At 69.6% G+C, this 25,253-nt stretch carries 15 protein-coding genes; 3 read left to right on the top strand and 12 right to left on the bottom strand.

Annotation, left to right across the window (positions count from 1 at the left end):
- Positions 1 to 125: 125 nt before the first annotated feature.
- Entirely contained in the window at positions 126 to 1,358 is a 1,233-nt protein-coding gene (hemW, locus tag OG246_RS16990) for a radical SAM family heme chaperone HemW (RefSeq protein ID WP_266462502.1), read from the bottom strand.
- A gap of 53 nt (positions 1,359 to 1,411) precedes the next feature.
- Complete coding sequence (locus tag OG246_RS16985; RefSeq protein WP_266462499.1) at positions 1,412 to 3,562, bottom strand: ATP-binding SpoIIE family protein phosphatase; 2,151 nt, start codon at positions 3,560 to 3,562, stop codon at positions 1,412 to 1,414.
- Between the two features lie 103 nt (positions 3,563 to 3,665).
- Here OG246_RS16985 and OG246_RS16980 point away from each other — a divergent pair, with 103 nt between their 5' ends.
- Positions 3,666 to 7,865, top strand: coding sequence for a HAMP domain-containing protein (locus OG246_RS16980; protein WP_266462496.1), 4,200 nt, complete (start codon positions 3,666 to 3,668; stop codon positions 7,863 to 7,865).
- 12 nt (positions 7,866 to 7,877) lie between these two features.
- Positions 7,878 to 8,462: a two-component system response regulator gene (locus OG246_RS16975; protein ID WP_266462493.1), complete on the top strand. Its 585-nt coding sequence runs from the start codon at positions 7,878 to 7,880 to the stop codon at positions 8,460 to 8,462.
- A 51-nt stretch (positions 8,463 to 8,513) separates the two neighbouring features.
- Here the strand turns inward: OG246_RS16975 and OG246_RS16970 are convergent, their stop codons facing one another.
- Together OG246_RS16970 and lepA are read right to left on the bottom strand one after the other, a co-directional pair.
- A complete protein-coding gene (locus OG246_RS16970; protein WP_266462490.1) occupies positions 8,514 to 10,388 on the bottom strand; it encodes a long-chain fatty acid--CoA ligase in 1,875 nt (624 codons plus the stop codon).
- A gap of 218 nt (positions 10,389 to 10,606) precedes the next feature.
- Positions 10,607 to 12,475, bottom strand: a complete 1,869-nt coding sequence (lepA, locus tag OG246_RS16965) for a translation elongation factor 4 (RefSeq protein WP_266462487.1) — start codon at positions 12,473 to 12,475, stop codon at positions 10,607 to 10,609.
- 224 nt (positions 12,476 to 12,699) lie between these two features.
- Here lepA and rpsT point away from each other — a divergent pair, with 224 nt between their 5' ends.
- Positions 12,700 to 12,966 carry a 30S ribosomal protein S20 gene (gene rpsT / locus OG246_RS16960; RefSeq protein ID WP_121403109.1) on the top strand — a complete coding sequence of 89 codons (267 nt, stop codon included), beginning with the start codon at positions 12,700 to 12,702 and terminating at the stop codon, positions 12,964 to 12,966.
- Positions 12,967 to 13,462: 496 nt separating this feature from the next.
- Here the strand turns inward: rpsT and holA are convergent, their stop codons facing one another.
- The 8 genes from holA to leuS all read right to left on the bottom strand — a co-directional run bounded on the left by holA (position 13,463) and on the right by leuS (position 24,879).
- Positions 13,463 to 14,449 carry a DNA polymerase III subunit delta gene (gene holA, locus OG246_RS16955; RefSeq protein ID WP_266462480.1) on the bottom strand — a complete coding sequence of 329 codons (987 nt, stop codon included), beginning with the start codon at positions 14,447 to 14,449 and terminating at the stop codon, positions 13,463 to 13,465.
- Between the two features lie 332 nt (positions 14,450 to 14,781).
- Positions 14,782 to 15,027: a hypothetical protein gene (locus OG246_RS16950; protein WP_266462477.1), complete on the bottom strand. Its 246-nt coding sequence runs from the start codon at positions 15,025 to 15,027 to the stop codon at positions 14,782 to 14,784.
- Positions 15,028 to 15,107: 80 nt separating this feature from the next.
- On the bottom strand, positions 15,108 to 15,938 hold the full coding sequence (locus OG246_RS16945; RefSeq protein WP_266462474.1) for an arylamine N-acetyltransferase: 831 nt from the start codon (positions 15,936 to 15,938) through the stop codon (positions 15,108 to 15,110).
- 4 nt (positions 15,939 to 15,942) lie between these two features.
- Positions 15,943 to 18,495, bottom strand: coding sequence for a ComEC/Rec2 family competence protein (locus tag OG246_RS16940; protein WP_266462471.1), 2,553 nt, complete (start codon positions 18,493 to 18,495; stop codon positions 15,943 to 15,945).
- 137 nt (positions 18,496 to 18,632) lie between these two features.
- Positions 18,633 to 19,490: a ComEA family DNA-binding protein gene (locus tag OG246_RS16935; protein WP_266462468.1), complete on the bottom strand. Its 858-nt coding sequence runs from the start codon at positions 19,488 to 19,490 to the stop codon at positions 18,633 to 18,635.
- Between the two features lie 638 nt (positions 19,491 to 20,128).
- Positions 20,129 to 20,974, bottom strand: coding sequence for a DegV family protein (locus tag OG246_RS16930; RefSeq protein WP_266462466.1), 846 nt, complete (start codon positions 20,972 to 20,974; stop codon positions 20,129 to 20,131).
- Between the two features lie 72 nt (positions 20,975 to 21,046).
- Positions 21,047 to 21,778, bottom strand: coding sequence for a hypothetical protein (locus OG246_RS16925; protein ID WP_266464289.1), 732 nt, complete (start codon positions 21,776 to 21,778; stop codon positions 21,047 to 21,049).
- Between the two features lie 212 nt (positions 21,779 to 21,990).
- Positions 21,991 to 24,879 carry a leucine--tRNA ligase gene (leuS, locus tag OG246_RS16920; protein ID WP_266462464.1) on the bottom strand — a complete coding sequence of 963 codons (2,889 nt, stop codon included), beginning with the start codon at positions 24,877 to 24,879 and terminating at the stop codon, positions 21,991 to 21,993.
- Positions 24,880 to 25,253: the final 374 nt, after the last annotated feature.

Here is a 25,253-nt window from a genome sequence, read left to right as displayed (position 1 = left end):
GGAACTGAAAGATTTCAGCTCCGGCCGGGGAAAGATTCAGCCCCTCCGGCGTTTGAGGAGCGGGGTCTGGGGCGGAGCCCCAGGAACAAGGGACGGGTAGGGGCGGAGGGGGCGAAAAAAGCCCCTCAGTCCACCAGATCCCGCACCACCGCATCCGCCAGCAACCGCCCCCGCAACGTGAGAACGGCACGACCGTCGTCGTACGCCCCGATCTCCAGAAGCCCCTCGGACAGCGCCCGCCGCGAGGCGGAGAGCCCGTCAGGGCGGAGCAGCGACAACGGACACCCCTCCCGCAACCGCAGCTCAAGCAGAATCCGCTCCACCCGCCGATCCTCCCCGGAGAGCAGCTCACGCCCCGCCCCGGGCGACTTCCCCGCTGCCAGAGCCCCGGCATAGGCCCCCGGATGCTTCACGTTCCACCAGCGCACCCCGCCCACATGGCTGTGTGCCCCGGGCCCGGCACCCCACCAGTCGGCACCACGCCAGTACAGCTCGTTGTGGAGGCACCGCCCGGCATCGGAGGTGGCCCAGTTGGACACCTCGTACCAGTCGAAGCCCGCCCCGGAGAGCACCTCGTCGGCGATGAGATACCGGTCCGCGTGGACGTCGTCGTCCGTCATGGGCACCTCCCCGCGCCGGATCCGCCGCGCGAGCTGAGTGCCCTCCTCGACGATGAGCGCGTACGCGGAGATGTGATCGGGCCCGGCACCGAGCGCCGCGTCCAGCGAGGCCCGCCAGTCGTCGTCGGACTCCCCAGGCGTGCCGTAGATGAGGTCGAGGTTCACATGCTCGAAGCCCGCCGCGCGGGCCTCGGCGACACAGGCCTCGGGCCGCCCGGGCGTGTGCGTGCGGTCGAGCACCTTCAGTACGTGCTGCCGGGCGCTCTGCATGCCGAAGGAGATCCGGTTGAAGCCCCCGGCCCGCAGGGTCGCGAGGTACCCGGGGTCCACGGACTCCGGGTTCGCCTCGGTGGTGATCTCCGCGTCGTCGGCGAGCCCGAACTCGTCACGGATCGAGGCGAGCATCCGTACGAGATCGGCGGCGGGCAGGAGCGTGGGCGTACCGCCGCCGACGAACACCGTACGGACGGGACGCGGGTCGTCGCCGAGCACCTTGCGGGCGAGGCGGACCTCGTCGATCAGTGTCTCCGCGTAGTTGTCGCGGGAGGCGAGCACGCCGCCGGTGCCCCGCAGCTCGGTCGCCGTGTAGGTGTTGAAGTCGCAGTAGCCGCAGCGGGTCGCGCAGTACGGCACATGGAGATAGAACCCGAGGGGGCGGTCGGCGGCCCCGGCCAGGGCGTGCGCGGGCAGCGCCCCGTCGTCGGGGACGGGCTCACCGTCGGGAAGTGCGGAAGGCATGCCTTCCATTGTCCCGTACGCCCGCCCGAACCTCGTACGAGCTGCGGCCGTGCCTATTCCGCCTGCAGCACCAGCAGCGCCATGTCGTCCTCCGGCGGCTTGGCACCGAACTCGTGGACGAGCCTGCGGATCCGTTCGGCGATCAGTTCGGCGCTCAGGCCGGTGCAGTCGGCCAGGGCCTCGGCGAGACCGTCGTCGTCGTCGAACTGACGGGAGCCGCTGCGGCGCTCGGTGACACCGTCCGTGACACACAGCAGGGTGTCGCCTGGGTACAGCTCGAAGGTCTCGGAGGCGTAGGTCGCGTCCTCGAAGACGCCGAGGAGGGTCCCCGGCCGGGCCACCTCGCGCACGTCGCCGTCCGGGCCGAGGAGCAGCGGCAGCGGATGCCCGGCGGAGGCCAGGGTGCAGCGCACTCCGCCGTCGAAGGGCACCAGTTCGCCGTACAGCATGGACAGGAAGCGCGTCTGCGGTCCGGGGTCCGCGGCGAGCCCGGGCCCGCCCGCCGCCACGAGCGCGCGGGCCGCCGCGTCCGCCGCCTCGGTCGCGTCGTCGAGCAGGAGCCTGTTGAGTCGGTCGAGGACGTCGGCGACCTCGTACCCCTCGCGGGCCAGCAGCCGCAGCCAGGGCCTGGCCAGGCCGATCACTACGGCGGCCTCGGGCCCCTTGCCCTGGACATCGCCGACGAGGAAGGACCAGCGCCCGTCGCCGGCCGGGAACAGGTCGTAGAAGTCGCCGCTGGGCCCGCCCTTGTCGAGCGGTTCGTAGACGAGGGCGCTGCGCACCCCGGGGATCTCGGCGACCGCGCCGGGCAGCAGGCCGCGCTGGAGGACCCGGCTGATGGTGGCCTGGCGCGCGTACTGGCGGGCCGCGCCGATGGCGAGGGCGATACGGCGGCTGAGGTCCTCGACGAGCCCCGTGATCTCGTCGGGGAAACCGGTCGCCCCGGCCCGCCCGATGACGAGCGTGCCCAGCGGCCGCCCACCCGCGATCAGCCGGTACGCGAGCGCCGCCCCGCTCACCCCGGGCCCGGTCGGCACATCCGACTCACCAGTTTCGTGCACGTCACCTGCCGCATCAGCCCCATGCCCGTCCAGGATCTCGCCCACCGGGCCCGTCCCGTCGCCCCCGCCCGAAGCCAGCGCCTCCCCGGGCCAAGGCACCGGTACGGCCCGGGAGCGTACGGAGTCGGGGAGCCGGGGCGGGTCCTTCTCCAGGGCGCGGCGCAGGTCCTCGATGCGGTTCTCGCTGCCGTGCCAGACGCGGGCGAGGCGCGGGCCCAGGGCGATGCCGAGGCCGCCGGCCCGGTCGGTGGCCTCGTCCTCCAGCCACACCGCGCACCAGTCGGCGAGGCGCGGCACGATCAGCTGTCCGGCGAGCGCGGCGACGAGATCCTCGTCGAGCTGCCCGGCGAGCAGGTCGGAGGCCTCGGCGAGGAAGGAGAGGGCGCCGCGGTTGAGCCAGTCGTGGTCCTGCTGGACTCTGCGCCTCGGCTCGGGGGCGAGTATCTCGGCCACCCGCAGCCCGCGTTCCAGGGCCTGTTCACCGGCGTACGCCTCCATCCTCTCGTCGACTTCCACGATCCTGCCGACGCCCGGGATCCCCTCCCTGCCCACGCCGAGGCCGCCTCCGGCGAGGGGCAGCCGCGCCCAGACGGTCTTGACGCCGGTGCGGTACGTGATCCCCCAGGCGTCGGAGAGCGCGGAGACGAGCCGCAGGCCGCGCCCGTACTCCGGTGTGCCGTACGGCTGTTCGCAGTTGTCGTCGCGTACCGCGCGTGAGGGGTGGTGGTCGGACACCTCGATGACCAGCGAGCCCGGCGAATCGCAGTCGGTGCCTGCGGCGCTGCCGGAAATCCCGATGCCATCGGTGTCCTGCCTGCTCACCCTGCTCCCCTGGCCCTCCTCGCCCTCCATGCGGCACGCGAGCTGGACGTCGGTGCCCGCGTGCACAACGGCGTTGGTGACGAGTTCGCTGACGACCACGAGGGCGTCATCGGTGAGCCGGTCGTCCATCATCTCGGCGCCGTGCGGAGCCAGTTCGGCCCACTCGGCGAGTGCGGCGCGAACAAAGTCGCGGGCGGCTCCTGGAGCGAGTGGGGTGCCCGGCAGCGAGGTGCGGGTGACGGTGTCCTGGCCGGCGCGGTGGTGCGCGGGCGCATCAAGGGCACGCGCCTCGGACTCCCGTTGCGTCGGAATGGCCCCCACGGTGCGGCTCCCTGAGCAGTTCGGACGAATAGGCCTCAGCCGATGCGGACACAGTGACAGACTGGCTGTGCCCATAAGCGCCGAGTTACCGAAGTGGGCCGCCATGAGTGAGAACAGTGGTATGCGTGTGCTCGAAGACGGACAGATTCGGGCATCGGATCTGCGCCCTCTGTTCGCCGCGATGACCGCCGCAAGGGACGGCGACTTCAGCAAAGTGCCGGAATCCGGACACGGCCTCGTGGCCGATCTCAGCACGATGTTCAACCAGATCATGGACCGCAGCCTGCACTTCAACTCCGAGGTGCAGCGCGTCCGCCGGGAGCTGGTGCGCCACGGCCGCCTCGACGAGCGCCTCTCGGCGAGCCCGGGCCAGGGCAGCTGGACGACCCAGGTCAACAACGTGAACCAGCTGCTCGACGCGCTGGTCGCACCCGCCGCGAACGCGACACGCGTCCTCGACGCGGTGGCCGGCGGCGATCTGACCCAACGGGTCGACCTGCACGACGGCAACCGTCAACTCCGGGGCGATTTGCGCCGGTTGGGGCGTGCCGTCAACAAGATGGTCGACCAGCTCTCCCTGTTCACCGGAGAGGTGACCCGGGTCGCGCGCGAGGTCGGCACCGAGGGACGGCTCGGCGGCCGCGCGAAGGTGACGGGTCTGTCCGGAAGTTGGCGGGACGTGACCGAGGCGGTCAACACCATGGCGTCCCGGCTGACCGCCCAGGTCCGGGACATCGCCCTGGTGACCACGGCGGTGGCCCGCGGTGACCTGACCCGCACGGTGACCGTCGAGGCGACGGGCGAGCTGCTCGAACTGAAGCTCACCGTGAACACCATGGTCGACCAGCTCTCCGCCTTCGCCGACGAGGTCACCCGTGTGGCCCGCGAGGTCGGCACCGAGGGGCAGCTGGGCGGCCGGGCCCAGGTGCGCGGTGTGTCGGGGGTCTGGAAGGACCTGACCGACAACGTCAACTTCATGGCCTCGAACCTGACCTCCCAGGTCCGCAACATCGCCCAGGTCACCACGGCCGTGGCCAACGGCGACCTGAGCCAGAAGATCACGGTCGACGCGCAGGGCGAGATCCTCGAACTCAAGTCGACCATCAACACGATGGTCGACCAGCTCTCCGCCTTCGCCGACGAAGTGACGCGCGTCGCCCGCGAGGTCGGCACCGAAGGCAACCTCGGCGGCCGCGCGCAGGTACGGGGCGTGTCGGGGGTCTGGAAGGACCTCACCGACAACGTCAACTTCATGGCGGACAACCTGACTTCGCAGGTCCGCAACATCGCCCTGGTGTCCACGGCGGTGGCTCAGGGCGACCTCGGCAAGAAGATCACCGTCGAGGCGAAGGGCGAGATCCTCGAACTCAAGTCGACCATCAACACGATGGTCGACCAGCTCTCCGCCTTCGCCGACGAAGTGACGCGCGTCGCCCGCGAGGTCGGCACCGAAGGCAACCTCGGCGGCCAGGCGCAGGTGCGAGGCGTGTCGGGGGTCTGGAAGGACCTCACCGACAACGTCAACTTCATGGCGCTGAACCTGACTTCCCAGGTACGGAACATCGCCCAGGTGACGACGGCCGTCGCGAACGGCGACCTCTCCAAGAAGATCACCGTCGACGCCCGCGGCGAGATCCTGGAGCTCAAGGACACCGTCAACACGATGGTGGAGCAGTTGCGCGCCTTCGCCGACGAGGTGACACGTGTGGCCCGCGAGGTCGGCACGGACGGCCGGCTGGGCGGTCGAGCCCAGGTGCTCGGCGTCTCCGGTGTCTGGGCCGACCTGACCGACAACGTCAACTACATGGCCGACAACCTGACTTCACAGGTCCGCAACATCGCGCAGGTCGCCACCGCCGTGGCCCAGGGCGACCTGTCCAAGAAGATCGACGTGGACGCGCGCGGCGAGATCCTGGAGCTGAAGACCACGATCAACACGATGGTCGACACCCTCTCCTCCTTCTCGTCCGAGGTCACGCGCGTGGCCCGCGAGGTCGGCTCCGAGGGGCAACTCGGCGGCCAGGCAAGGGTCGAGGGTGTGTACGGCACCTGGAAGCGCCTGACGACGAACGTGAACGAGCTGGCGCTCAACCTGACCACCCAGGTCCGCGCGATCGCCGAGGTGGCGTCCGCGGTGGCCCAGGGCGACATGTCCCGCTCCATCACGGTGGAGACCCAGGGCGAGGTCACCGAGCTCAAGGACAACATCAACCTGATGGTGGCCAACCTCCGCGAGACCACCCGCGCGAAGGACTGGCTGGAGTCGAACCTCGCCCGGCTCGCCGCGCTGATGCAGGGCCACCGCGATCTGATGGAGGTCGCCGACCTGATCCTGCGCGAGCTGACCCCGCTGGTGAACGCGCAGTACGGCGCCTTCTACCTGGCCGACCCCGAGGACGAATCCCTGCGGACCGCCATCCCGGCCAAGGGGCTCGCCTTCATCGCCGGGTACGGCTCGGCGCAGGGCGCGACCGTCGACACGGGCGGCATGCCGGTGCACGGGCTGGTCCGGCAGGCGGCGCGCGAGAAGAAGCGGATCCTGGTGGAGGAGGCCCCGCCGCACTACATCAAGATCAACAGCGGTCTGGGCGAGGCCTCCCCCGCAAGCGTCGTCATCATCCCGATCCTCTTCGAGGACAAGCTCCTCGGCGTGATCGAACTCGCCTCGTTCTCCCGCTTCTCCGACGTCCACCTGGCCTTCTTCGACCAGTTCGTGAACACCATCGGCGTCGCGATCAACACCATCATCGCCAACTCCCGCACCGAGTCCCTGCTCGGCGAGTCCCAGCGCCTGGCGATCCAGCTCCAGGACCGCTCGGACGAACTCCAGTCGCAGCAGGCCGAGTTGCAGCGCTCGAACGCCGAACTGGAGGAGAAGGCAGCGCTGCTGGCCACCAGCTCCCAGTACAAGTCCGAGTTCCTGGCCAACATGTCGCACGAACTCCGCACGCCCCTCAACTCACTGCTGATCCTGGCCCGCCTGCTGTCGGACAACCCGGACGGTCATCTCTCCGACCAGGAAGTGCAGTTCGCGACCACCATCCACCGTTCCGGCTCCGACCTGCTCCAGCTCATCAACGACATCCTCGACCTCTCGAAGATCGAGGCCGGCCGGATGGACGTACGCCCCAAGAAGCTCCCCCTCATCAAGCTCCTCGACTACGTCCACGCGACCTTCCGCCCGCTCACCCTCGACCGGGGGCTCGCCTTCGAGGTGGCCGTCGGCGACGACGTACCGCGCGAGATGTGGTCGGACGAGCAGCGGCTCCAGCAGATCCTGCGCAACCTGCTCTCCAACGCGATCAAGTTCACCGCGACCGGCCGGGTCGAGCTGCGCGTCAACCGCCTCAAGGACCCGGACCACGTTTTCACCCGCGAGAACAGCGACGACGTCATCGCCTTCGCCGTCTCCGACACCGGCATCGGCATCGCCCCGGAGAAACTCCCGGTGATCTTCGAGGCCTTCCAGCAGGCCGACGGCACCACCAACCGCAAGTACGGCGGCACCGGCCTCGGCCTGTCCATCAGCCGCGAGATCTCCGGACTGCTCGGCGGCCGGATCGTCGCCGAGAGCAAGCCAGGGCAGGGGTCCACCTTCACGCTGTACGTCCCCGTCATCAGCCCCGGGCACGCGCCGACCGGCCCCACCCACGAGGACCAGGACCTGCCCGTACCCGAGCTGTCCACCGAGCCGTACACCGCCCACGACACGGACGACACCTGGCCCACGCCCACCAAGCTGGAGGCGTGGAAGGCCGGCCGGGCGGGCCAGGTCCTGCCGGGGCGGCGGGTGTTGATCGTGGACGACGACATCCGCAACGTCTTCGCGCTCACCCATGTCCTGGGCCGCGTCGGCATGCCCGTCCTGTACGCGGAGAACGGCCGCGAGGGCATAGAAACGCTGGAGCGCAACCCCGACGTCGAACTCGTCCTGATGGACATCATGATGCCGGAGATGGACGGCTACGAGACGATCGCCGCCATCCGCCGCACGCCCCGCTGGACAGGCCTGCCCATCGTCGCGCTCACCGCGAAGGCGATGCCGGGAGACCGCGAGAAGTCCATCGCGCAGGGCGCCAACGACTACGTACCCAAGCCGGTGGACGTCGACCAACTGCTCACCGTCGTCTGCGCACTCCTCGACCCGGAGGGCACGAAGAACTCCGAGCTCCCGGAGAACCCGGAGGGCGCGAACGACACCGAGCGGCAGGCCAACGACGCTGCCGCCGCCGAGACTGCTGTACCCGTTGTACCGGGACCGAGCACATCAGGGGAGCCCGCGATCCCGCCGACGACTGAGTGAGGCACAGTCATCATGAGCGCTGAGGAAACGACCGACGAGCGCGCCAGCATCCTCCTCGTGGACGACATGGAGGACAATCTGATCGCCCTTGAGGCCGTCCTGGGGTCCCTCAACGAGCCGCTGGTGCGCGCGCGTTCGGGCGAGGAGGCGATGAAGGCGCTGCTGCGGCAGCGATTCGCCGTCGTCCTTCTCGACATCCGGATGCCCGGCATGGACGGCTTCGAGACCGCCGCGAACATCAAGCGGCTCGACCAGACCAAGGACGTCCCCATCATCTTTCTGACCGGCACGGACGCCGACGCGGGCTACGCATTCCGCGGGTACGCGACCGGAGCCGCCGACTACCTGACGAAGCCCTTCGACCCATGGGTGCTGCGCGCCAAGGTCACCGTCTTCCTCGACCTGCACCGAAAGAACCAGCAACTGGAACGTTTGCTCGCCCGTGAACAGGAACAATTCGACGAACTGGCCGCCCGGCTGAAGAAGATCGAGACGCACATGGCCGCGAGCAGCCTGCAGGACGTGTTCGAACTGCGCCACCAGGTACGGCAGATGGAGGAGCTGCTGAAGGAGATGCGAAGGGGACGGGGCCTGTGACTCCCCGCCCCCTTCGGGGACTTACGCCTCGGGGACTTACGCCTCGGGGACTTATGCCTCGCGCGATCCCGCGTACATCTCGTCGATGAGGTGCTTGTACTCGCGCTCGACGACCGGCCGCTTCAGCTTCAGGCTCGGCGTGATCTCGCCGTGCTCGACGTCGAGGTCGCGGGGCAGCAGCCGGAACTTCTTGATGGTCTGCCAGCGCTGGAGACCCTCGTTGAGCTCCTTGACGTAACCCTCGACGAGGCTGACCGTGGCGGGCGCGGCGACGACCTCGGCGTACGACTTGCCGGCGAGCCCGTTCTCCTCGGCCCAGACCAGAATTGACGGCTCGTCAAGAGCGATCAGCGCGGTGCAGAAGTTCCGGTCGGCGCCGTGCACAAGGATGTTGGAGACGTACGGGCACACGGCCTTGAACTGGCCCTCGACCTCGGCGGGCGAGATGTACTTGCCGCCCGAGGTCTTGATGAGGTCCTTCTTGCGGTCGGTGATGCGGAGGTAGCCGTCCGGGGACAGCTCGCCGATGTCACCGGTGTGGAACCAGCCGTCGGCCTCAAGGACCTCGGCGGTCTTCTCGGGCAGCCCGTGGTAGCCCTCCATGATGCCGGGGCCACGCAGCAGGATCTCGCCGTCGTCCGCGATGCGCACCTCGGTGCCGGGCAGCGGCTTGCCGACGGTGCCGGTGCGGTAGGCCTCACCGGGGTTCACGAAGGAGGCGGCGGAGGACTCGGTGAGCCCGTAACCCTCGAGGATGTGGATGCCGGCGCCGGCGAAGAAGTAGCCGATCTCCGGCGCGAGCGCCGCACTGCCCGACACACAGGCGCGCAGGTTGCCGCCGAAGGCCTCGCGGATCTTGGCGAAGACGAGCGCGTCGGCGACCTTGTGCTTGGCCCCGAGCGCGAAGGGGACGGAGGCGGATCCGGTACGGCGGAAGTTGTCCTGGCTGGCCTTCGCGTACTCGCGCGAGACCCCGGCCGCCCACTGGAAGATCTTGTACTTGGCGCCGCCACCGGCCCGTGCCTTGGCCGCGACCCCGTTGTAGACCTTCTCGAAGATGCGGGGCACGGCCGCCATGTACGTCGGCTGCACCACCGGCAGATTCTCGATGATCTTGTCCACCCGGCCGTCGACGGCGGTGACGTGCCCGACCTCGATCTGGCCGGAGGTGAGCACCTTGCCGAAGACGTGGGCGAGCGGCAGCCAGAGGTACTGCACGTCCTCGGTGCTGATCAGACCGGTCGCGGCGATGGCCTTCGCCATGTACGACCAGTTGTCGTGCGGGAGACGGACACCCTTGGGGCGCCCGGTGGTACCCGAGGTGTAGATGAGGGTGGCGAGCTGGTCGGAGGTGATCGCGCCGACCTTCTCCTTGATCAGATCGGGGTTCTTCTCCAGGTAGGCGGCGCCGCGGGCCTCCAGCTCGGCGAGGGTGAGAACCCACTCGCTGCTCTCGACGCCCGCGGGGTCGATGACCACGACATGCGTCAGCTCGGGAAGGTCGGCGCGCTTCTCCACCGCCTTGGCGAGCTGGGCCGCGTCCTCCGCGATCAGGACCTTGCTCGCGGAGTCCGAGAGGATGAACGCCGACTCCTCGGCGTTCGTCTGCGGATACACGGTCGTCGTGGCCGCGCCCGCGCACAGGATGCCGAGGTCCGCGAGGATCCACTCGACCCGGGTGGAGGAGGCGAGCGCGACGCGCTGTTCCGGCTGCACGCCCAGTTCGATCAGACCGGCCGCGACGGCGAAGACCCGCTCGGCGGCCTGGGCCCAGCTCAGCGACTTCCACTCGTCCGGGCCCTCGCCCGAGGTGGCGGGCACCGGGTAGCGGTACGCCTCGGCGTCCGGCGTGGCCGCCACACGCTCCAGGAAGAGGGCCGCCACGGACGGCGGACGGTTCTCGATCAGGGTCTGTGTGTCGCTCACGACATCCTCCGGGGCCCGCGGCAGCGCGGCTGGCTCAATGGTGCGGCTGTTGTTTAACTCGTGAGTAACTAGCGAGCAGTGATCAGAGTAAAGCCCGACCGGCCACTGCGTAAGAGGCCGCGGCCTGTCACTTCCTACAGAGCGCAACCGGGCGCAAGCGCAAGGGCCCGCCACGCCGAAGCGCAGCGGGCCCTTGGGAACAACGGCATTCCGCGGGTCTACTTCTTGCCCTTGCCCGAGCCGCTGTCCTCGTCACTGGACAGCACGGCGATGAAGGCCTCTTGCGGAACCTCCACAGAGCCCACCATCTTCATCCGCTTCTTGCCTTCCTTCTGCTTCTCCAGCAGCTTCCGCTTACGGGAGATGTCACCGCCGTAGCACTTGGCGAGGACGTCCTTACGGATCGCGCGGATGGTCTCGCGGGCGATGACCCGCGACCCGATGGCCGCCTGGATGGGAATCTCGAAAGCCTGGCGCGGGATGAGCTCGCGCAGCTTGGCCACGAGCCGCACTCCGTACGCGTACGCCGCGTCCTTGTGCGTGACGGCGGAGAAGGCGTCGACGCGGTCGCCGTGGAGCAGGATGTCGACCTTCACCAGCTGGGCGTCCTGCTCGCCGGTGGGCTCGTAGTCCAGGGAGGCGTACCCACGGGTCTTGGACTTCAGGTTGTCGAAGAAGTCGAAGACGATCTCGGCGAGGGGAAGCGTGTAGCGGATCTCGACCCGATCCTCCGACAGATAGTCCATGCCGAGAAGGGTGCCGCGGCGGGTCTGGCAGAGCTCCATGATCGAGCCGATGAACTCGCTGGGAGCGAGGATCGTGGCCCGGACGACCGGCTCGAAGACCTTGTCGATCTTGCCCTCGGGGAACTCGCTCGGGTTGGTGACCGTGTGCTCCTTCCCGTCCTCCATGTTCACGCGGTAGACCACGTTGGGCGCGGTGGCGATGAGTTCGAGGTTGAACTCGCGCTCCAGGCGCTCACGGATGACGTCGAGGTGCAGCAGGCCGAGGAAGCCGACACGGAAGCCGAAGCCGAGGGCCGCGGAGGTCTCCGGCTCGTAGACCAGGGCGGCGTCGTTGAGCTGAAGCTTGTCCAGCGCCTCACGGAGGTCGGGGTAGTCCGAGCCGTCCAGCGGATAGAGGCCGGAGAAGACCATCGGCTTGGGGTCCTTGTACCCGCCGAGGGCCTCGGTGGCGCCCTTGTCCTTGCTGGTGATGGTGTCACCGACCTTGGACTGACGGACGTCCTTCACGCCGGTGATGATGTAACCCACCTCGCCGACGCCGATGCCGTCGGCCGGTGTCATCTCGGGGGACGAGACGCCGATCTCCAGAAGCTCGTGCGTGGCGCCGGTCGACATCATCTTGATGCGCTCGCGCTTGCTGAGCTGGCCGTCGATGACACGGACGTACGTGACCACACCCCGGTACGAGTCATAGACGGAGTCGAAGATCATCGCGCGGGCGGGCGCATCGGCGACACCGACCGGGGCAGGGACGTCACGGACGACCCGGTCCAGGAGCGCGTCCACGCCGATACCGGTCTTCGCCGAGACCTTGAGCACGTCCTCCGGCTGGCAGCCGATGAGATTGGCCAGCTCCTCGGAGAACTTCTCCGGCTGGGCGGCCGGCAGGTCGATCTTGTTCAGTACGGGGATGATCTTGAGGTCGTTCTCCATCGCCAGGTAGAGGTTGGCGAGAGTCTGCGCCTCGATGCCCTGAGCTGCGTCGACGAGGAGAACGGTCCCCTCGCAGGCGGCGAGCGACCGGGACACCTCATACGTGAAGTCCACGTGCCCGGGGGTGTCGATCATGTTGAGGATGTGGGTCTTGCCCGGATCCTCGGTCGGCGCCCAGGGCAGTCGCACTGCCTGGGACTTGATCGTGATGCCGCGCTCGCGCTCGATGTCCATCCGGTCGAGGTACTGGGCGCGCATCTGCCGCTGATCGACCACTCCGGTCAGCTGGAGCATGCGGTCGGCGAGCGTGGACTTGCCGTGGTCGATGTGCGCGATGATGCAGAAATTGCGGATCAGAGCCGGGGCGGTACGGCTCGGCTCGGGCACATTGTTAGGGGTCGCGGGCACGCAGGGTCCTGTCTCTTGAGGCGCCTGTCGCCTCGGGTCGGATCGATACGTAGGCTCCATGGTCCCACGGGCGGGGAGCTGCGACCGGTTTGGGCCGGTCGCAGGAGCACTGGTAGCCTGGGTAGCTGTGTCTCATGCCCTCTCTGCAGGAGGCACACCCAAGGAAATCAAACGGCGAGTGAGACGTGCTGTCTCGCGCGCCTGAACCTGTAAAGGCTCATTCAGTGGCGAACATCAAGTCCCAGATCAAGCGGATCAAGACCAACGAGAAGGCTCGGCTGCGCAACAAGGCCGTCAAGTCCTCCCTGAAGACCGCGATCCGCAAGGCCCGCGAGGCAGCTGCCGCCGGTGACGTCGAGAAGGCCACCGAGTACACGCGCGATGCTTCGCGCGCGCTCGACAAGGCCGTCTCGAAGGGCGTCATCCACAAGAACCAGGCCGCCAACAAGAAGTCGGCGCTTGCTTCCAAGGTCGCTTCCCTCAAGGGCTGATCCAACCCGACTTAACCGCCGAATAGGACCCAGCGGACCCTCTCTACCGCTCCTACCCGGCACCCCTGGACCCACGCACGACCTGCGTTCGCCACGCGGGCGTGGCTCCAACATCTTGAACCGAGACCCCGTTTCCCCTTCCTTCCCCGGGAGGGCGAGCGGGGTTTTTGGCGTTCGAGAGCTCGGCGGGCAAGTTCCAGCCCATGAGGTGCATGAGCTCTAGCCCGTCCGGCGTCCGAGGACGAGGCGGTGGCGTCCCGAACCGCCACCCACCCGCGGGGGCGGGGGTGTTTCAGCCCGTCCGGCGTTGGAGGACGAGGTGGTGCCGTCCCGAACCCCCACCCACCCGTGTGGGCAGGGATTTCAGCCCGTCCGGCGTTTGAGGACGAGCGCGTCAGCGCGATACGGGGGTCTGGGGGCGGAGCCCCCAGGAACAAGGGACGGGTAGGGGCGGAGGGGGCGAAAAACCCCAAGGCCGACACCAGCCCAGGAGCACCTACCCCCGCCGGGATCGCGCAGCCCGAGCAATCACCACAACAGCCTTCTCCAGGGCGTACTCGGGATCATCCCCGCCCCCCTTGACGCCCGCGTCAGCCTCCGCAACCGCCCGCAGGGCAACAGCAACCCCATCCGGAGTCCACCCCCGCATCTGCTGCCGAACCCGGTCAATCTTCCACGGCGGCATCCCCAGCTCCCGCGCAAGGTCGACCGACCGCCCGTTCCTCGCCGAGGACACCTTCCCGATCGCCCGCACCCCCTGCGCCAACGCGCTGGTGATCAGCACCGGCGCAACCCCGGTAGACAGAGACCACCGCAACGCCTCCAGCGCCTCCGCAGCCCGCCCCTCCACCGCCCGATCGGCCACGGTAAAGCTCTGCACCTCGGCCCGCCCGGTGTAGTACCGCCCGACGACAGCCTCGTCGATCGTCCCCTCGACGTCCGCGGTCAACTGCGACACCGCGGAAGCCAGCTCCCGCAGATCACTCCCGATGGAGTCCACGAGCGCCTGACAGGCCTCAGGCGTGGCAGCTCTCCCCACCGCCCGGAACTCACTCCGCACGAACGCCAGCCGATCCGCCGGCTTCGTCATCTTGGGGCACGCCACCTCCCGCGCCCCCACCTTGCGCGCCGCATCGAGCAGCCCCTTGCCCTTGGCACCACCCGCGTGCAACAGCACCAGGGTGATCTCCTCGGCGGGCGCCCCCAGGTACGCCTTCACGTCCTTGACCGTGTCGGCCGGCAGATCCTGCGCATTGCGTACGACCACGACCTTCCGCTCGGAGAAGAGCGACGGACTCGTCAACTCGGCAAGCGTGCCGGGATGCAACTGGTCCGGAGTGAGATCGCGTACGTCCGTGTCGGCGTCGGCGGCCCTGGCGGCGGCCACCACCTCCTGCACGGCACGGTCGAGCAGGAGATCCTCCTGGCCCACGGCAAGCGTGACAGGGGCGAGAGGGTCGTCATTAGCAGTCTTCCTGGCCATCCCGACAAGCATCCCACGCGCCACTGACAACGCGTCCCGAGCGGTCGCACCCTGACGCCGCAGCCGGGTCACCGGGCTACCGGAACCGGGGTCGGGGTGCCGGAACCGGGGTCGGGGTGCCGGATCGGAGCCGAGGTCGGGCGCCGGACCGAGGCCGGGGGTCGGGGTGCCGGACCGAGGCCGGAGGTCAGGGTGCCGGACCGAAGCCGGAGGTCAGGGTGCCGGACCGAAGCCGGAGGTCAGGGTGCCGGGTGGACCACCTGTCCACGGCCGGCCGTAGACAACCCACGGTTCGCGAACCACCCCCACAACTCCCGCACCCCCGCGGAGCGCTACGGCTCCTCGCGCCAGCCGTCCCACTCCCCCACGAACTCGTCCAGTTCCTTGGGGTCGAGCCGCTCCTCGGCATCCCGCAGCACCACCAGCCACTGCGCGTCCTCGGCGTCGTCCTCACCGGCCAGCGCGTCCCGCACGAGCTGCGGTTCCTCATCCAGCCTGAACCTGTCACCGAGTGCCTCCGCGGCCTCTTCCGCGGCATCACGGTCGGGCAGTACCAGCACATGTCTCACATCACTCACGCAGACATTTTCCGATACGCCCGACAGGCCCGACACCAGGGGCACCCGTCACAGCACACCACCTCCCTCACCCAGCGCAGCTAACGCGCCTCCCTCACCTCCGGCACCCGCCCCAACTCGATCCCGAATCGGTCGCGATAGGTCGCCAACACCTCCTCGTCCGTGGCCAGCTCCGACACCTCCTTCGCCCCGTCGGCCGCCGTCACCGTGAAGTTCCGACCGCTGAGCGTGATCCTGCCGCCGTCCTCGGTGACCCGCGAACAGACCAGCGACCGCGCGAAATGCGATACCGGTGAGGTGCTGTGCCACCAGGCCCCGGTCACGAAGTCCCCGAGCACCCGCGGCCGCACCTCCAGCCGGTACTGCGTCTTGCCGTTCCGGATGACATCGAGGTCCTCCCGCTCGCGCGACCCTCCCGCACCCCGCACCCCCGCCGCGTCCGGCCCCGCCTCGACGACCCGGAACGTGCCCCCGGGATCCTCCTGCTCCCCCCGCTCCCCGAAGGCCAGCGGGTAGAGACTGTGCGCGCCGAACCCGACGTCGGTCAGCCAGTCACCCCCGTCCACCGTCCGCACCCGCAGCGCGAGATGGTCGTACGGAATCCCGAGCCGCCCCTCGTCGCCGTACACCCTCCCCGCCAGCAGCGTCACGTCGAAGCCCAGCGCCCCCAGCAACGCCCCGAACGCCCCGTTCAGTTCGTAGCAGAACCCCCCTCTGCGCGCACCCACCAGCTTGTCCAGCAGCCTCTTCTCCTCCAACACGATCTCCTCACCGAGGTGAATCGACAGGTTCTCGAACGGCACCGCCTCCAGATGGCGCCGGTGGAGCTCGCGCAGCGCATCGGACGTGGGCCACGCGGGGTACTGAGCCCCGATCCTGCGGAGGTAGGCGTCGGCCTGTGCGGAATTCATGACCTCAGTGTCTCGCCACGCTCAGCCCTCCGCCCGCACCTACGACCGCCAACGCCCCGTCCTCGTCGGTACGCAGCACCACGGCACCCCCTGCTTGCAGCGCCGCGACCGTGCTGGGCGCGGGATGCCCGTACGGGTTGTCCTTGCCGCACGAGATGAGCGCGAGCCGCGGGGCCACCCTGCGTATGAGGTCCGGATCCTGGTAGGCCGAGCCATGATGGGCGACCTTGAGGACGTCCACGGCTCCCAGCTCAGCAGCCGCGGGCGATCTCAACAACGCCTGCTGGGCCGGTGGTTCGAGATCACCGAGCAGCAGCATCCTCAGCCCCGCCGACCGTACGAGCAGGGTGACACTGGCGTCGTTCGGGCCGTCCGGCGTGGAGGCCGGGCTCGGCGGCGGCCACAGCACCTGCCATTCGAGACCGCCCGTGCGCCGCCACTCCCCCGCCACCGCCCGCGTCATCGGAATGTTCCGTGCAGCCGCCTCTCTTCTCACGAACTCGGCCTGGTCCGGCGGCTCTTCGAGACCGGTCGTCTCGATCGCGCCCACGGAACGCCCGCGCAGCACGCCCGTCAGCCCCGCCACATGATCGGCGTGAAAATGCGTGAGCACGACGAGAGGGATCCGGGTGATTCCGAGCGCCCCCAGACAGCGGTCGACCAGCACCGGATCGGGCCCGGCGTCCACCACCACTGCGGTGCCGTCACCCGCCGCGAGTACCGTCGCGTCTCCCTGTCCCACGTCGCACATCGCCATCCGCCAGCCGGGCGGCGGCCACCCCGTGATCACCCTGGTGAATGGCGGCGGCTGCACCACGACCAGCAGGAACAGCACCAAGCAGGCGCCGGTCAGCCACGGATACCTCAGGAGCCGCCTGCCGACGAACACGAGGGCCACGGCCACCAGGGCGAGCAGCAGCGCCCCTGTCCAACTGCCCGGCCAGTCCACTCCACTGCCGGGCAGCGCCGCCCCGGTACGGGCGATGTCCGCGATCCACTGGACGGGCCAACTCGCGCACCACGCCAAGGCCTTGGCAACGGGCAGCGCCACCGAGGCCGTCGCCAGCGTCGCGAAACCCAGCACCGTGGCCGGCGCGACCGCGAACTCCGCGAGCAGATTGCACGGCACCGCCACCAGACTCACCCTGGCCGAGAGGACAGCGACGACCGGTGCGCACACGGCCTGCGCGGCGCCGGCGGCAGCGAGCGCCTCGGCCAGGCGCGGCGGTACCCGACGCCTCTGGAGCGCGGCACTCCACCGGGGGGCCAGAGTGAGCAGCGCGCCGGTCGCCAGGACGGAGAGCACGAAGCCGTAACTCCGGGACAGCCAGGGGTCGTAAAGCACCAGCAGCAGGACGGCCGTGGCCAGCGCGGGGATCAGCGATCTGCGGCGGCCGGTCGCGATGGCGAGCAGCGCGATCGATCCACAGGCCGCGGCCCGCAGCACGCTCGGGTCCGGTCGGCACACGATCACGAAACCGAGCGTGAGCGCGCCGCCGAACAGTGCCGCTGCCCTTAGCGGTACACCGAGCCGCGGTGCCAGACCGCGCCGCTCGGCACGCTGGGCAAGGCCCGGTGGTCCGATGAACAGGGCGAGCAGGATCGTGAAGTTGCCCCCGCTCACAGCGAGCAGATGTGTGAGGTCCGTCGCCTTGAACGCCTCGTCCAGCTCCGGCGTGACCCGAGCAGTGTCCCCGACGACCAGTCCCGGAAGCAGCGCCCGCGCGTCCGCCTCCAGTCCGTCGGTCGCCTCCCGCAGGCCTTCGCGCAGCCCGCCGGCGAACCGCTGCGGCCCGGACGGCTCCCCCACCACCTGCGGCGGCGCACTCCCCCGAACCCGCAACACCGCCGCGATCTCGTCCCCACCCGACAGGGCCGGCGCAAGCCGTGCGGCCACCCGCAACCGCGTGGACGGCAGCAGCGACAGCCAGGGTGAACGCCCACCGGACAACTGAGGCGAGCCCCTTGCCGAACCTGCGTCGACGATCATCAGCACCGGCGTACGCGTCACCACGACATTCCCTTCCGCCCGCGTCACCCGCCGAACCTCCGCGTCGAGCAGCACGGCCGCCGGAGCCGCGTGATCTCCCTTGATCCGGGGCCGGGTGAGCCGTGGATCGGACGTGATCTCCACCTCGGCGGTCACTTGCGCGTACTGCCGCGCCAGGGCGGGAACAGGCCCCCGGCGCAGATCGGCCCCGTGCAACCCCGCGGAGGCGGCGGCCGCCGCGACACAGAGCAGCACAGCGGCGACGGACGCCCGGGGCCATGTACGCGACCGTTCTCCCAGATGCTCGCCGGCGAACGGAAGCCCCTCACGCCGTCCGCCGAACCGACGCCCCTCCTCGGTGTGCGCCTCCCTTCGCCCCGCCATCAGCAGCGCCCCGCCCACGACGAGGCAGAACACCGTGACGCCCGCGACCCACCCGGGCGGGGCACCCAACGTCACCGCCGCCGTCGCCCAGGCCGCCAGCGCGGGCGGTACGAGCCGTAAATCCGCTGGCCCTTCCTCCCGGGGATTCGAGGCTCCCAGCCGCTTGCCCGAGGCGACATGCACAGCCCGCCGATTCGCAACGCCGAGGCCGGGTCCGCCAACATCAGCGCCATTCCCAGACCCCGACCCCGCACCCGCACCGGCACCGGCACCGGCACCGGCACCGGCACCGGCGAAGCCCACAACCCTCCTCCGTCCACTCATGGCCGCACCAGATTCCGCAGATCGGCGAACCTGCGGTCCCCGATTCCATTGACCTCGCGAAGTTCGTCGACCGAGCGGAAACCGCCGTTCTGGGTGCGGTAGTCGACGATGTGCTGGGCCAGGACGGGGCCGACGCCCGGGAGGCCGTCGAGTTGCTCCACGGTGGCGGTGTTGAGTGAAACGGGAGCGGCGGGTTCCGCACCGCCGACGGTCCCACCAGTGCCGGCCGCGCCCGCGCCGGATCCCCCCGCGAACACGGGTGCACCGACCACGATCTGTTCTCCATCCGTGAGGAGGCGGGCGCGGTTGAGTCCCTCGGTGTTCGTGCCAGGACGCACTCCGCCCGCGGCTCGCAGCGCGTCCTCTACGCGAGAGCCGGACGGCAGGCGTTGGAGCCCCGGGCTGCGCACCTTGCCGCTGACATCCACCACGATCGCGGTCCCGGCCGCACCGAACGGGCCGGGTGACCCCGCCGAGGCGTCCGGCGCCGCCCCCTGCTGCTTCGCTTGTCCGGCCGGTTCGCCGAATGGAGCCGCAGCCCGTACGACCTCGGGAGCCCGCACCGACTGTGTCCGGCCTGCCCAGAAGTGCTGCACGGCGAAGACCGCGGCGACGACGAGCAGCACGGTGAGAGCGGCCACGCTCCTGCGTTCAAGCCCGCACCTCGACTGCAACCACAGCGGCATCCGCTCCCGCACGGCCGGCCCGACCCGATCCCGCCAGGCCCCCGCACCCGCGCCGGCGTCCGCGTCCAAAGCGAGATCGCCCCGCACACCAGCGTCGACAGCCCCACCCTCACCTGAAGCGCCGTAGCCGACCGCCCTGCCCACTCGGGCAGGATCACGGTCCCCCATCCCGCTCCCCCGGGCAGGACCGGGATCCTCCATCCCGCTCCCCCGGAAACCATCTCGGCCGACCGCCCCGCTCCCCCGGAAGGCATCACGGCCGACCGTCCTGCTCGCCCAGAAACCATCCGGGACCCCGGCCCCGCGTACCCCAAAATCACCATCACCACGATCCGCAGCCCCGCCGCGCCCCTCAAGCCCCCAGACATCAGCAACGCCCGCCCCCACGACAGTTCTCGCCCTCGGGCTGTCCCCTACGTCCCGGTCCCCCACATCCCAGTCCGCCCCCGGCGGCCCGTTCCCGTTCCCCAACTCCCGCCGTTCCCCGGCCCTTTCGGCGAAGAGCGCCTCCGCGCGCAGGCGGAGTGCCTCGGCCGAGGCCTCGCGGCGTCGGGCCCGGCCGCGGGGATGGTGGCGGCGATGCCGGGTGCGGCCGTCGGAGACGGGCCCGCGACCCGGGCCGCTGGTCGGAGTGGCTGTGCGTGAGCGTGATCGAAGTGCCATGCGGCGAGGATCCGGCACCTCGGCACATTCGCGATGATCTTGCTCGATTCCCGGGGACTACTGCCCAGTTGTGGATAACTGCTTCACCCACACGCGCCACACCCACCACATACGCCACGGCACCCCAACAGGCCCCTCTGGCCTCACCTGGGCGAGACAACAGCTCCCAGCAGCCCAGGCCCCGTGTGCGCACCGATCACCGCGCCGACCTCGCTGACATGCAGATCCGCGAGACCGGGCACCCGCGCCCGCAACCGGTCCGCGAGAGCCGCGGCTCGCTCGGGGGCGGCGAGGTGGTGGACGGCGATGTCGACCTGGGCGCTGCCCGCGCGGTCGGCGACGATCTCCTCCAGGCGGGCGATCGCCTTGGACGCCGTCCGTACCTTTTCCAGGAGTTCGATGCGGCCGCCGTCGAGCTGCAGCAGCGGCTTCACCGCGAGCGCGGAACCCAGCAGCGCCTGAGCGGCTCCGATCCGGCCGCCACGGCGCAAGTAGTCGAGGGTGTCGACGTAGAAGTACGTGGAGGTGCCCGCGGCCCGTTTTTCCGCGGCTGTCACCGCCTCGTCGATCGTGCCCCCCGCCTCCGCGGACTCCGCCGCGGCCAGCGCGCAGAAGCCGAGAGCCATCCCGACCATCCCGGTGTCCACCACGCGCACGGGCACCGAGGCTTCCCTCGCGGCGAGGACCGCGGCGTCGTACGTGCCCGAGAACTCGGACGACAGATGGAGGGAGACGATGCCGGTGGCACCCGCTTCGGCGACCCTGCGGTAGGTCTCGGCGAAGACCTCGGGGCTGGGCCGTGACGTGGTGACGGAGCGCCGCTTCTGCAGCGCCTGAGCCAGGGAGCGGGCCGAGATCTCGGTGCCCTCTTCGAAGGCCCGGTCGCCGAGGACCACGGTCAGGGGCACCGCTGTGATGCCGTGGCGCTCCATCGTCAGCGGCGGCAGGTAGGCCGTTGAATCGGTGACGATCGCGACATGGCGGGACATGAGCTGGAGGTTACCTGCCGGGGCGCACGGACGGCAGCCCGGCCCCTCCCACCTGCGGCTGGGGTGGCCGGATCAAGTCGTGCTCTCGGGGCGGGGCTTCTTCTGCCAGGGGTAGACGGGCCGCTGTCCCGGCGGGGTGATGGCGGGACGCGTCGGCTCCTCGGCCGTACGGGATTCCGGGCTGTCGGGCCAGGTCTGCCCGTCGGAGGCGGCCGGGTCCGGCGCCGGTGCCTCGGGCCAGGAAGCCGCGGACTCCGGCTCCGTGGTCCAGTGCCGCAGTGCGCCGGCCTCGACGTCTATCTGGGCGCTCAGCGAGTCCAGGTCGTCGTCCGCGAACCGGTGCGCCCGGTCACGCGCGGCCCAGCGCAACGAATCCGCCGAGTGTGTGATGCGCTCGGTGCGCTCGCGCAGCCCGGGCAGCAACGAGATGAGCGTGCGCCGGTCGGGCTCGGTCTCCAGGCGCTTGAGATCGGCGTCCAGTTCGTGCCCGTGTGCGCTGAGCCGCTCGAAGAGGCCGATGGACTCCTTCAGGGACTCGTCCTCCGTCACGCCCGCGTGCAGCGCGTCCTGCGTGGCCCGCATCGAGGTGCGCAGCTTCAGGCGGAGCTGGGCCAGCTCGCCCAGCGGGCCCGGCTGGGCGAGGGTCTTGGCGCGCAGCGTGGTGTCCTCGACGGTGCGACGGGCCTGCGAGATCGTGCGGTCCACACCGCGCTTGGCGGCACCGACCACCTTCACCGTGGCGTACACGCCCAACACCACGAACAGCAGGAAGAGCAGGGCGATCACTGTGATCACGGCTTCCACCACGCTCCTCCTCCGGCCGGTCGCGGGCAGCTGCCGCGGCACTCTTCAACGGTAAACGCTACGGGCAGGTTCGGAGTTCCAGAAGAACCCCGAACCTGCCCGTAGGGGACTACCCCGACGGCCGCACCCGACATCGTGCGAAGGGCACGGCGGCCGCAGGCCGACGAGGGTCCGGTCACCCGCCGGCTTTCGGCCACCCGCCGGCTTCCGGGCTACGCCGGAACGATGTTCACCAGCTTCGGCGCCCGCACGATCACCTTGCGGATCCCCGCACCACCCAGCGCGGCGACGACCTTCTCGTCGGCCAGCGCCGCCTTCTCCAGCTCCTCGTCGGAGATCGAAGGGGAGACCTCCAGGCGCGCCTTGACCTTGCCCTTGATCTGCACGACGCAGGTCACAGCCTCATCCACGACGTACGCCGGGTCGGCGACCGGGAAGTCCTGGTGGACGACCGAGTCGGTGCGGCCCAGCTTGCGCCACAGCTCCTCGGCGATGTGCGGGGCCAGCGGCGCGACCAGCAGCACCAGGGGCTCGGCGACCGTGCGCGGGACCGGGCGGCCCACCTTGGTCAGGTGGTTGTTCAGCTCGGTGACCTTGGCGATCGCGGTGTTGAAGCGCATGCCCTCCAGGTCCTGGCGTACGCCGTCGATGGTCTTGTGCAGGACACGCAGCGTGTCCTCGTCGGCCTCGGAGTCGACGACCGTGACCTCACCGGAGTCCTCGTCCACGACATTGCGCCACAGCCGCTGCAGCAGCCGGTACTGGCCCACCACCGCGCGTGTGTCCCACGGCCGCGACACGTCCAGGGGGCCCATCGCCATCTCGTACAGGCGCAGCGTGTCCGCCCCGTACTCGGCGCAGATCTCGTCCGGAGTGACCGCGTTCTTCAGGGACTTGCCCATCTTGCCCAGCAGCCGGGAGACCTTCTCGCCCTGGTAGTAGTACGCGCCGTCGCGCTCCTCCACCTCGGCGGCGGGCACCGCGATGCCACGGCTGTCGCGGTACACGAAGGCCTGGATCATGCCCTGGTTGAACAGCTTGTGGAACGGCTCGGCCGAGGAGATGTGGCCCAGGTCGAACAGCACCTTCGACCAGAAGCGCGCGTACAGCAGGTGCAGCACGGCGTGTTCGGCGCCGCCGACGTACAGGTCGACGCCGCCGGTCGGCTGTCCTTCGCGCGGGCCCATCCAGTACTGCTCGATGGCCGGGTCGACCAGCTTCTGGTCGTTGTGAGGGTCCAGGTAGCGCAGCTCGTACCAGCAGGAACCGGCCCAGTTGGGCATGGTGTTGGTCTCGCGGCGGTACTGCTGCGGACCGCGGCCGTCGCCCAGGTCCAGGGTGACGTTGACCCAGTCCTGGTTGCGGGACAGCGGGGTCTCCGGGGACGTGTTCGCGTCGTTGGGGTCGAAGGTGCGCGGCGAGTAGTCCTCGACCTCCGGCAGCTCCAGGGGCAGCATCGACTCGGGCAGCGGGTGGGCGATGCCGTCCTCGTCGTAGACGATCGGGAAGGGCTCGCCCCAGTAGCGCTGCCGGCTGAACAGCCAGTCGCGCAGCCGGAAGTTGACGGTGCCCGCGCCGACGCCCTTGCGCTCCAGCCACTCGGTGATGCGGGCCTTGGCCTCGGTGACGTCCAGGCCGTCCAGGCTGATCTCGTCGTTCGACGAGTTGATGATCTTCGCCTCGTACGACCCGAAGGCGTTGTCCCATGTCGAGGTGTCGGTGCCGCGGCCGTCGGTCGGCTCGACCACGCAGCGGATCGGCAGCTCGAAGGCGCGCGCGAACTCGAAGTCGCGCTGGTCACCGGCCGGGACGGCCATGATCGCGCCGGTGCCGTAGCCCATCAGGACGTAGTCGGCGATGAAGACGGGGACCTGCTCGCCGTTGACCGGGTTGGTCGCGTACGCGCCGATGAAGACGCCGGTCTTGTCCTTGGCCTCGGCCTGGCGCTCGACGTCGGACTTCGAGGCGGCCTGCGCGCGGTAGGCGGCGACGGCCTCGGCGGGCGTGGCGTGGCCGCCGGTCCACACCTCGTGGGTGCCTTCGGGCCAGGTTGCCGGCGTGAACTTCTCGACCAGCGGGTGCTCGGGCGCCAGCACCATGTAGGTGGCGCCGAACAGGGTGTCCTGGCGGGTGGTGAAGACCGTGATCGCTTCGCCGTCGATCGGGAAGTCGACGCGGGCGCCCTCGGAGCGGCCGATCCAGTTGCGCTGCTGCAGCTTGATGGCCTCGGGCCAGTCCAGTGCTTCCAGGTCGTCCAGCAGGCGGTCGGCGTAGGACGTGATGCGCATGTTCCACTGGCGCAGCTTGGCCTTGAAGACGGGGAAGTTGCCGCGCTCGGAACGGCCGTCGGCGGTGACTTCCTCGTTGGCCAGTACGGTGCCCAGCCCGGGGCTCCAGTTGACGGGCGCGTCGGAGGCGTACGCCAGGCGGTACTCGCTCAGGACGTCGGCACGCTCGGCCGGGCTCAGCTCGTGCCACGCGCGCGTGGAGCCGTCAGTCGCCGGTACGGCGCGCTCACCGCTCTCGAACTGGGCGACCAGCTCGGCGATCGGACGGGCCTTGTTCGCCTCGCCGTCGTACCAGGAGTTGAAGATCTGCAGGAAGATCCACTGGGTCCACTTGTAGTAGTCCGGGTCGATCGTGGCGAACGACCGGCGCTTGTCGTGCCCCAGACCCAGGGCACGCAGCTGGGACTTCATGTTGTTGATGGCCGCCTCGGTGGTGACCCGAGGGTGCTCGCCCGTCGACACGGCGTGCTGCTCGGCGGGCAGGCCGAAAGCGTCGAAGCCCAGGGTGTGCAGGACGTTGTGGCCCGTCATGCGCTGATACCGGGCGGATACATCGGTGGCGATGTAGCCCAGGGGGTGGCCGACGTGCAGGCCCGAACCGGAGGGGTACGGGAACATGTCCATGATGAACTTCTTGGGCTTGGCGACCAGCTCCGGGTCGCCCGCCAGGTCGCCGCTCGGGTTCGGAGCGTCGTACGTACCCTCGGCGTCCCAGAAGTCCTGCCAGCGTGCCTCGATCTCAGCGGCCAGCGCGGCCGTGTAGCGGTGCGGCGCGGCCACCTCGGAGGCGGCAGCGGTATTCGTCTCGCTCATGATCCTCAAAGCTCCATCGATCGTCTCTGCCAGCGGCTTAGGAAATGAAAAAACCCCTCGCACAGGAGGGGACGCCGCGCCGATGCCGACCACGATTCGTCAGTGGCCGGGACTGGTCAGCGCGGCTCGCTAAGCAGAAGGCGTACGGCACGCATGGCGTCAGGGTACCGCAGCCCCCGCGCGGGCCGCGACGAGCTTCCGAGGACCCGTCGGCACTCCGTGCCACTCCACGGAATCGTCACAAAAATCTGAACAACGTTCAAATATTACTTCGCGTAACGGACTCTAAGGGACAACACAAGGGCCTCACGGCCCTTAGATAACAACGCAATAACTCAAACGTCGCACTCATAGGTATGGCTCGACTTAGAGTG

It is taken from the genome of Streptomyces sp. NBC_00620, assembly GCF_026341825.1.
GTDB lineage: Bacteria > Actinomycetota > Actinomycetes > Streptomycetales > Streptomycetaceae > Streptomyces.
Note: the sequence above shows the minus strand (reverse complement) of the source record. Positions and strands in the feature narration are given on the sequence as shown.

Coding starts and splice junctions, on each gene's coding strand:
- hemW (WP_266462502.1), bottom strand. CDS start 1,358: ATGCCTTCCGCACTTCCCGACGGTGAGCCCGTCCCCGACGACGGGGCG.
- OG246_RS16980 (WP_266462496.1), top strand. CDS start 3,666: ATGAGTGAGAACAGTGGTATGCGTGTGCTCGAAGACGGACAGATTCGG.
- OG246_RS16975 (WP_266462493.1), top strand. CDS start 7,878: ATGAGCGCTGAGGAAACGACCGACGAGCGCGCCAGCATCCTCCTCGTG.
- holA (WP_266462480.1), bottom strand. CDS start 14,449: ATGGCCAGGAAGACTGCTAATGACGACCCTCTCGCCCCTGTCACGCTT.
- OG246_RS16945 (WP_266462474.1), bottom strand. CDS start 15,938: ATGAATTCCGCACAGGCCGACGCCTACCTCCGCAGGATCGGGGCTCAG.
- OG246_RS16935 (WP_266462468.1), bottom strand. CDS start 19,490: ATGGGGGACCGTGATCCTGCCCGAGTGGGCAGGGCGGTCGGCTACGGC.
- OG246_RS16930 (WP_266462466.1), bottom strand. CDS start 20,974: ATGTCCCGCCATGTCGCGATCGTCACCGATTCAACGGCCTACCTGCCG.
- leuS (WP_266462464.1), bottom strand. CDS start 24,879: ATGAGCGAGACGAATACCGCTGCCGCCTCCGAGGTGGCCGCGCCGCAC.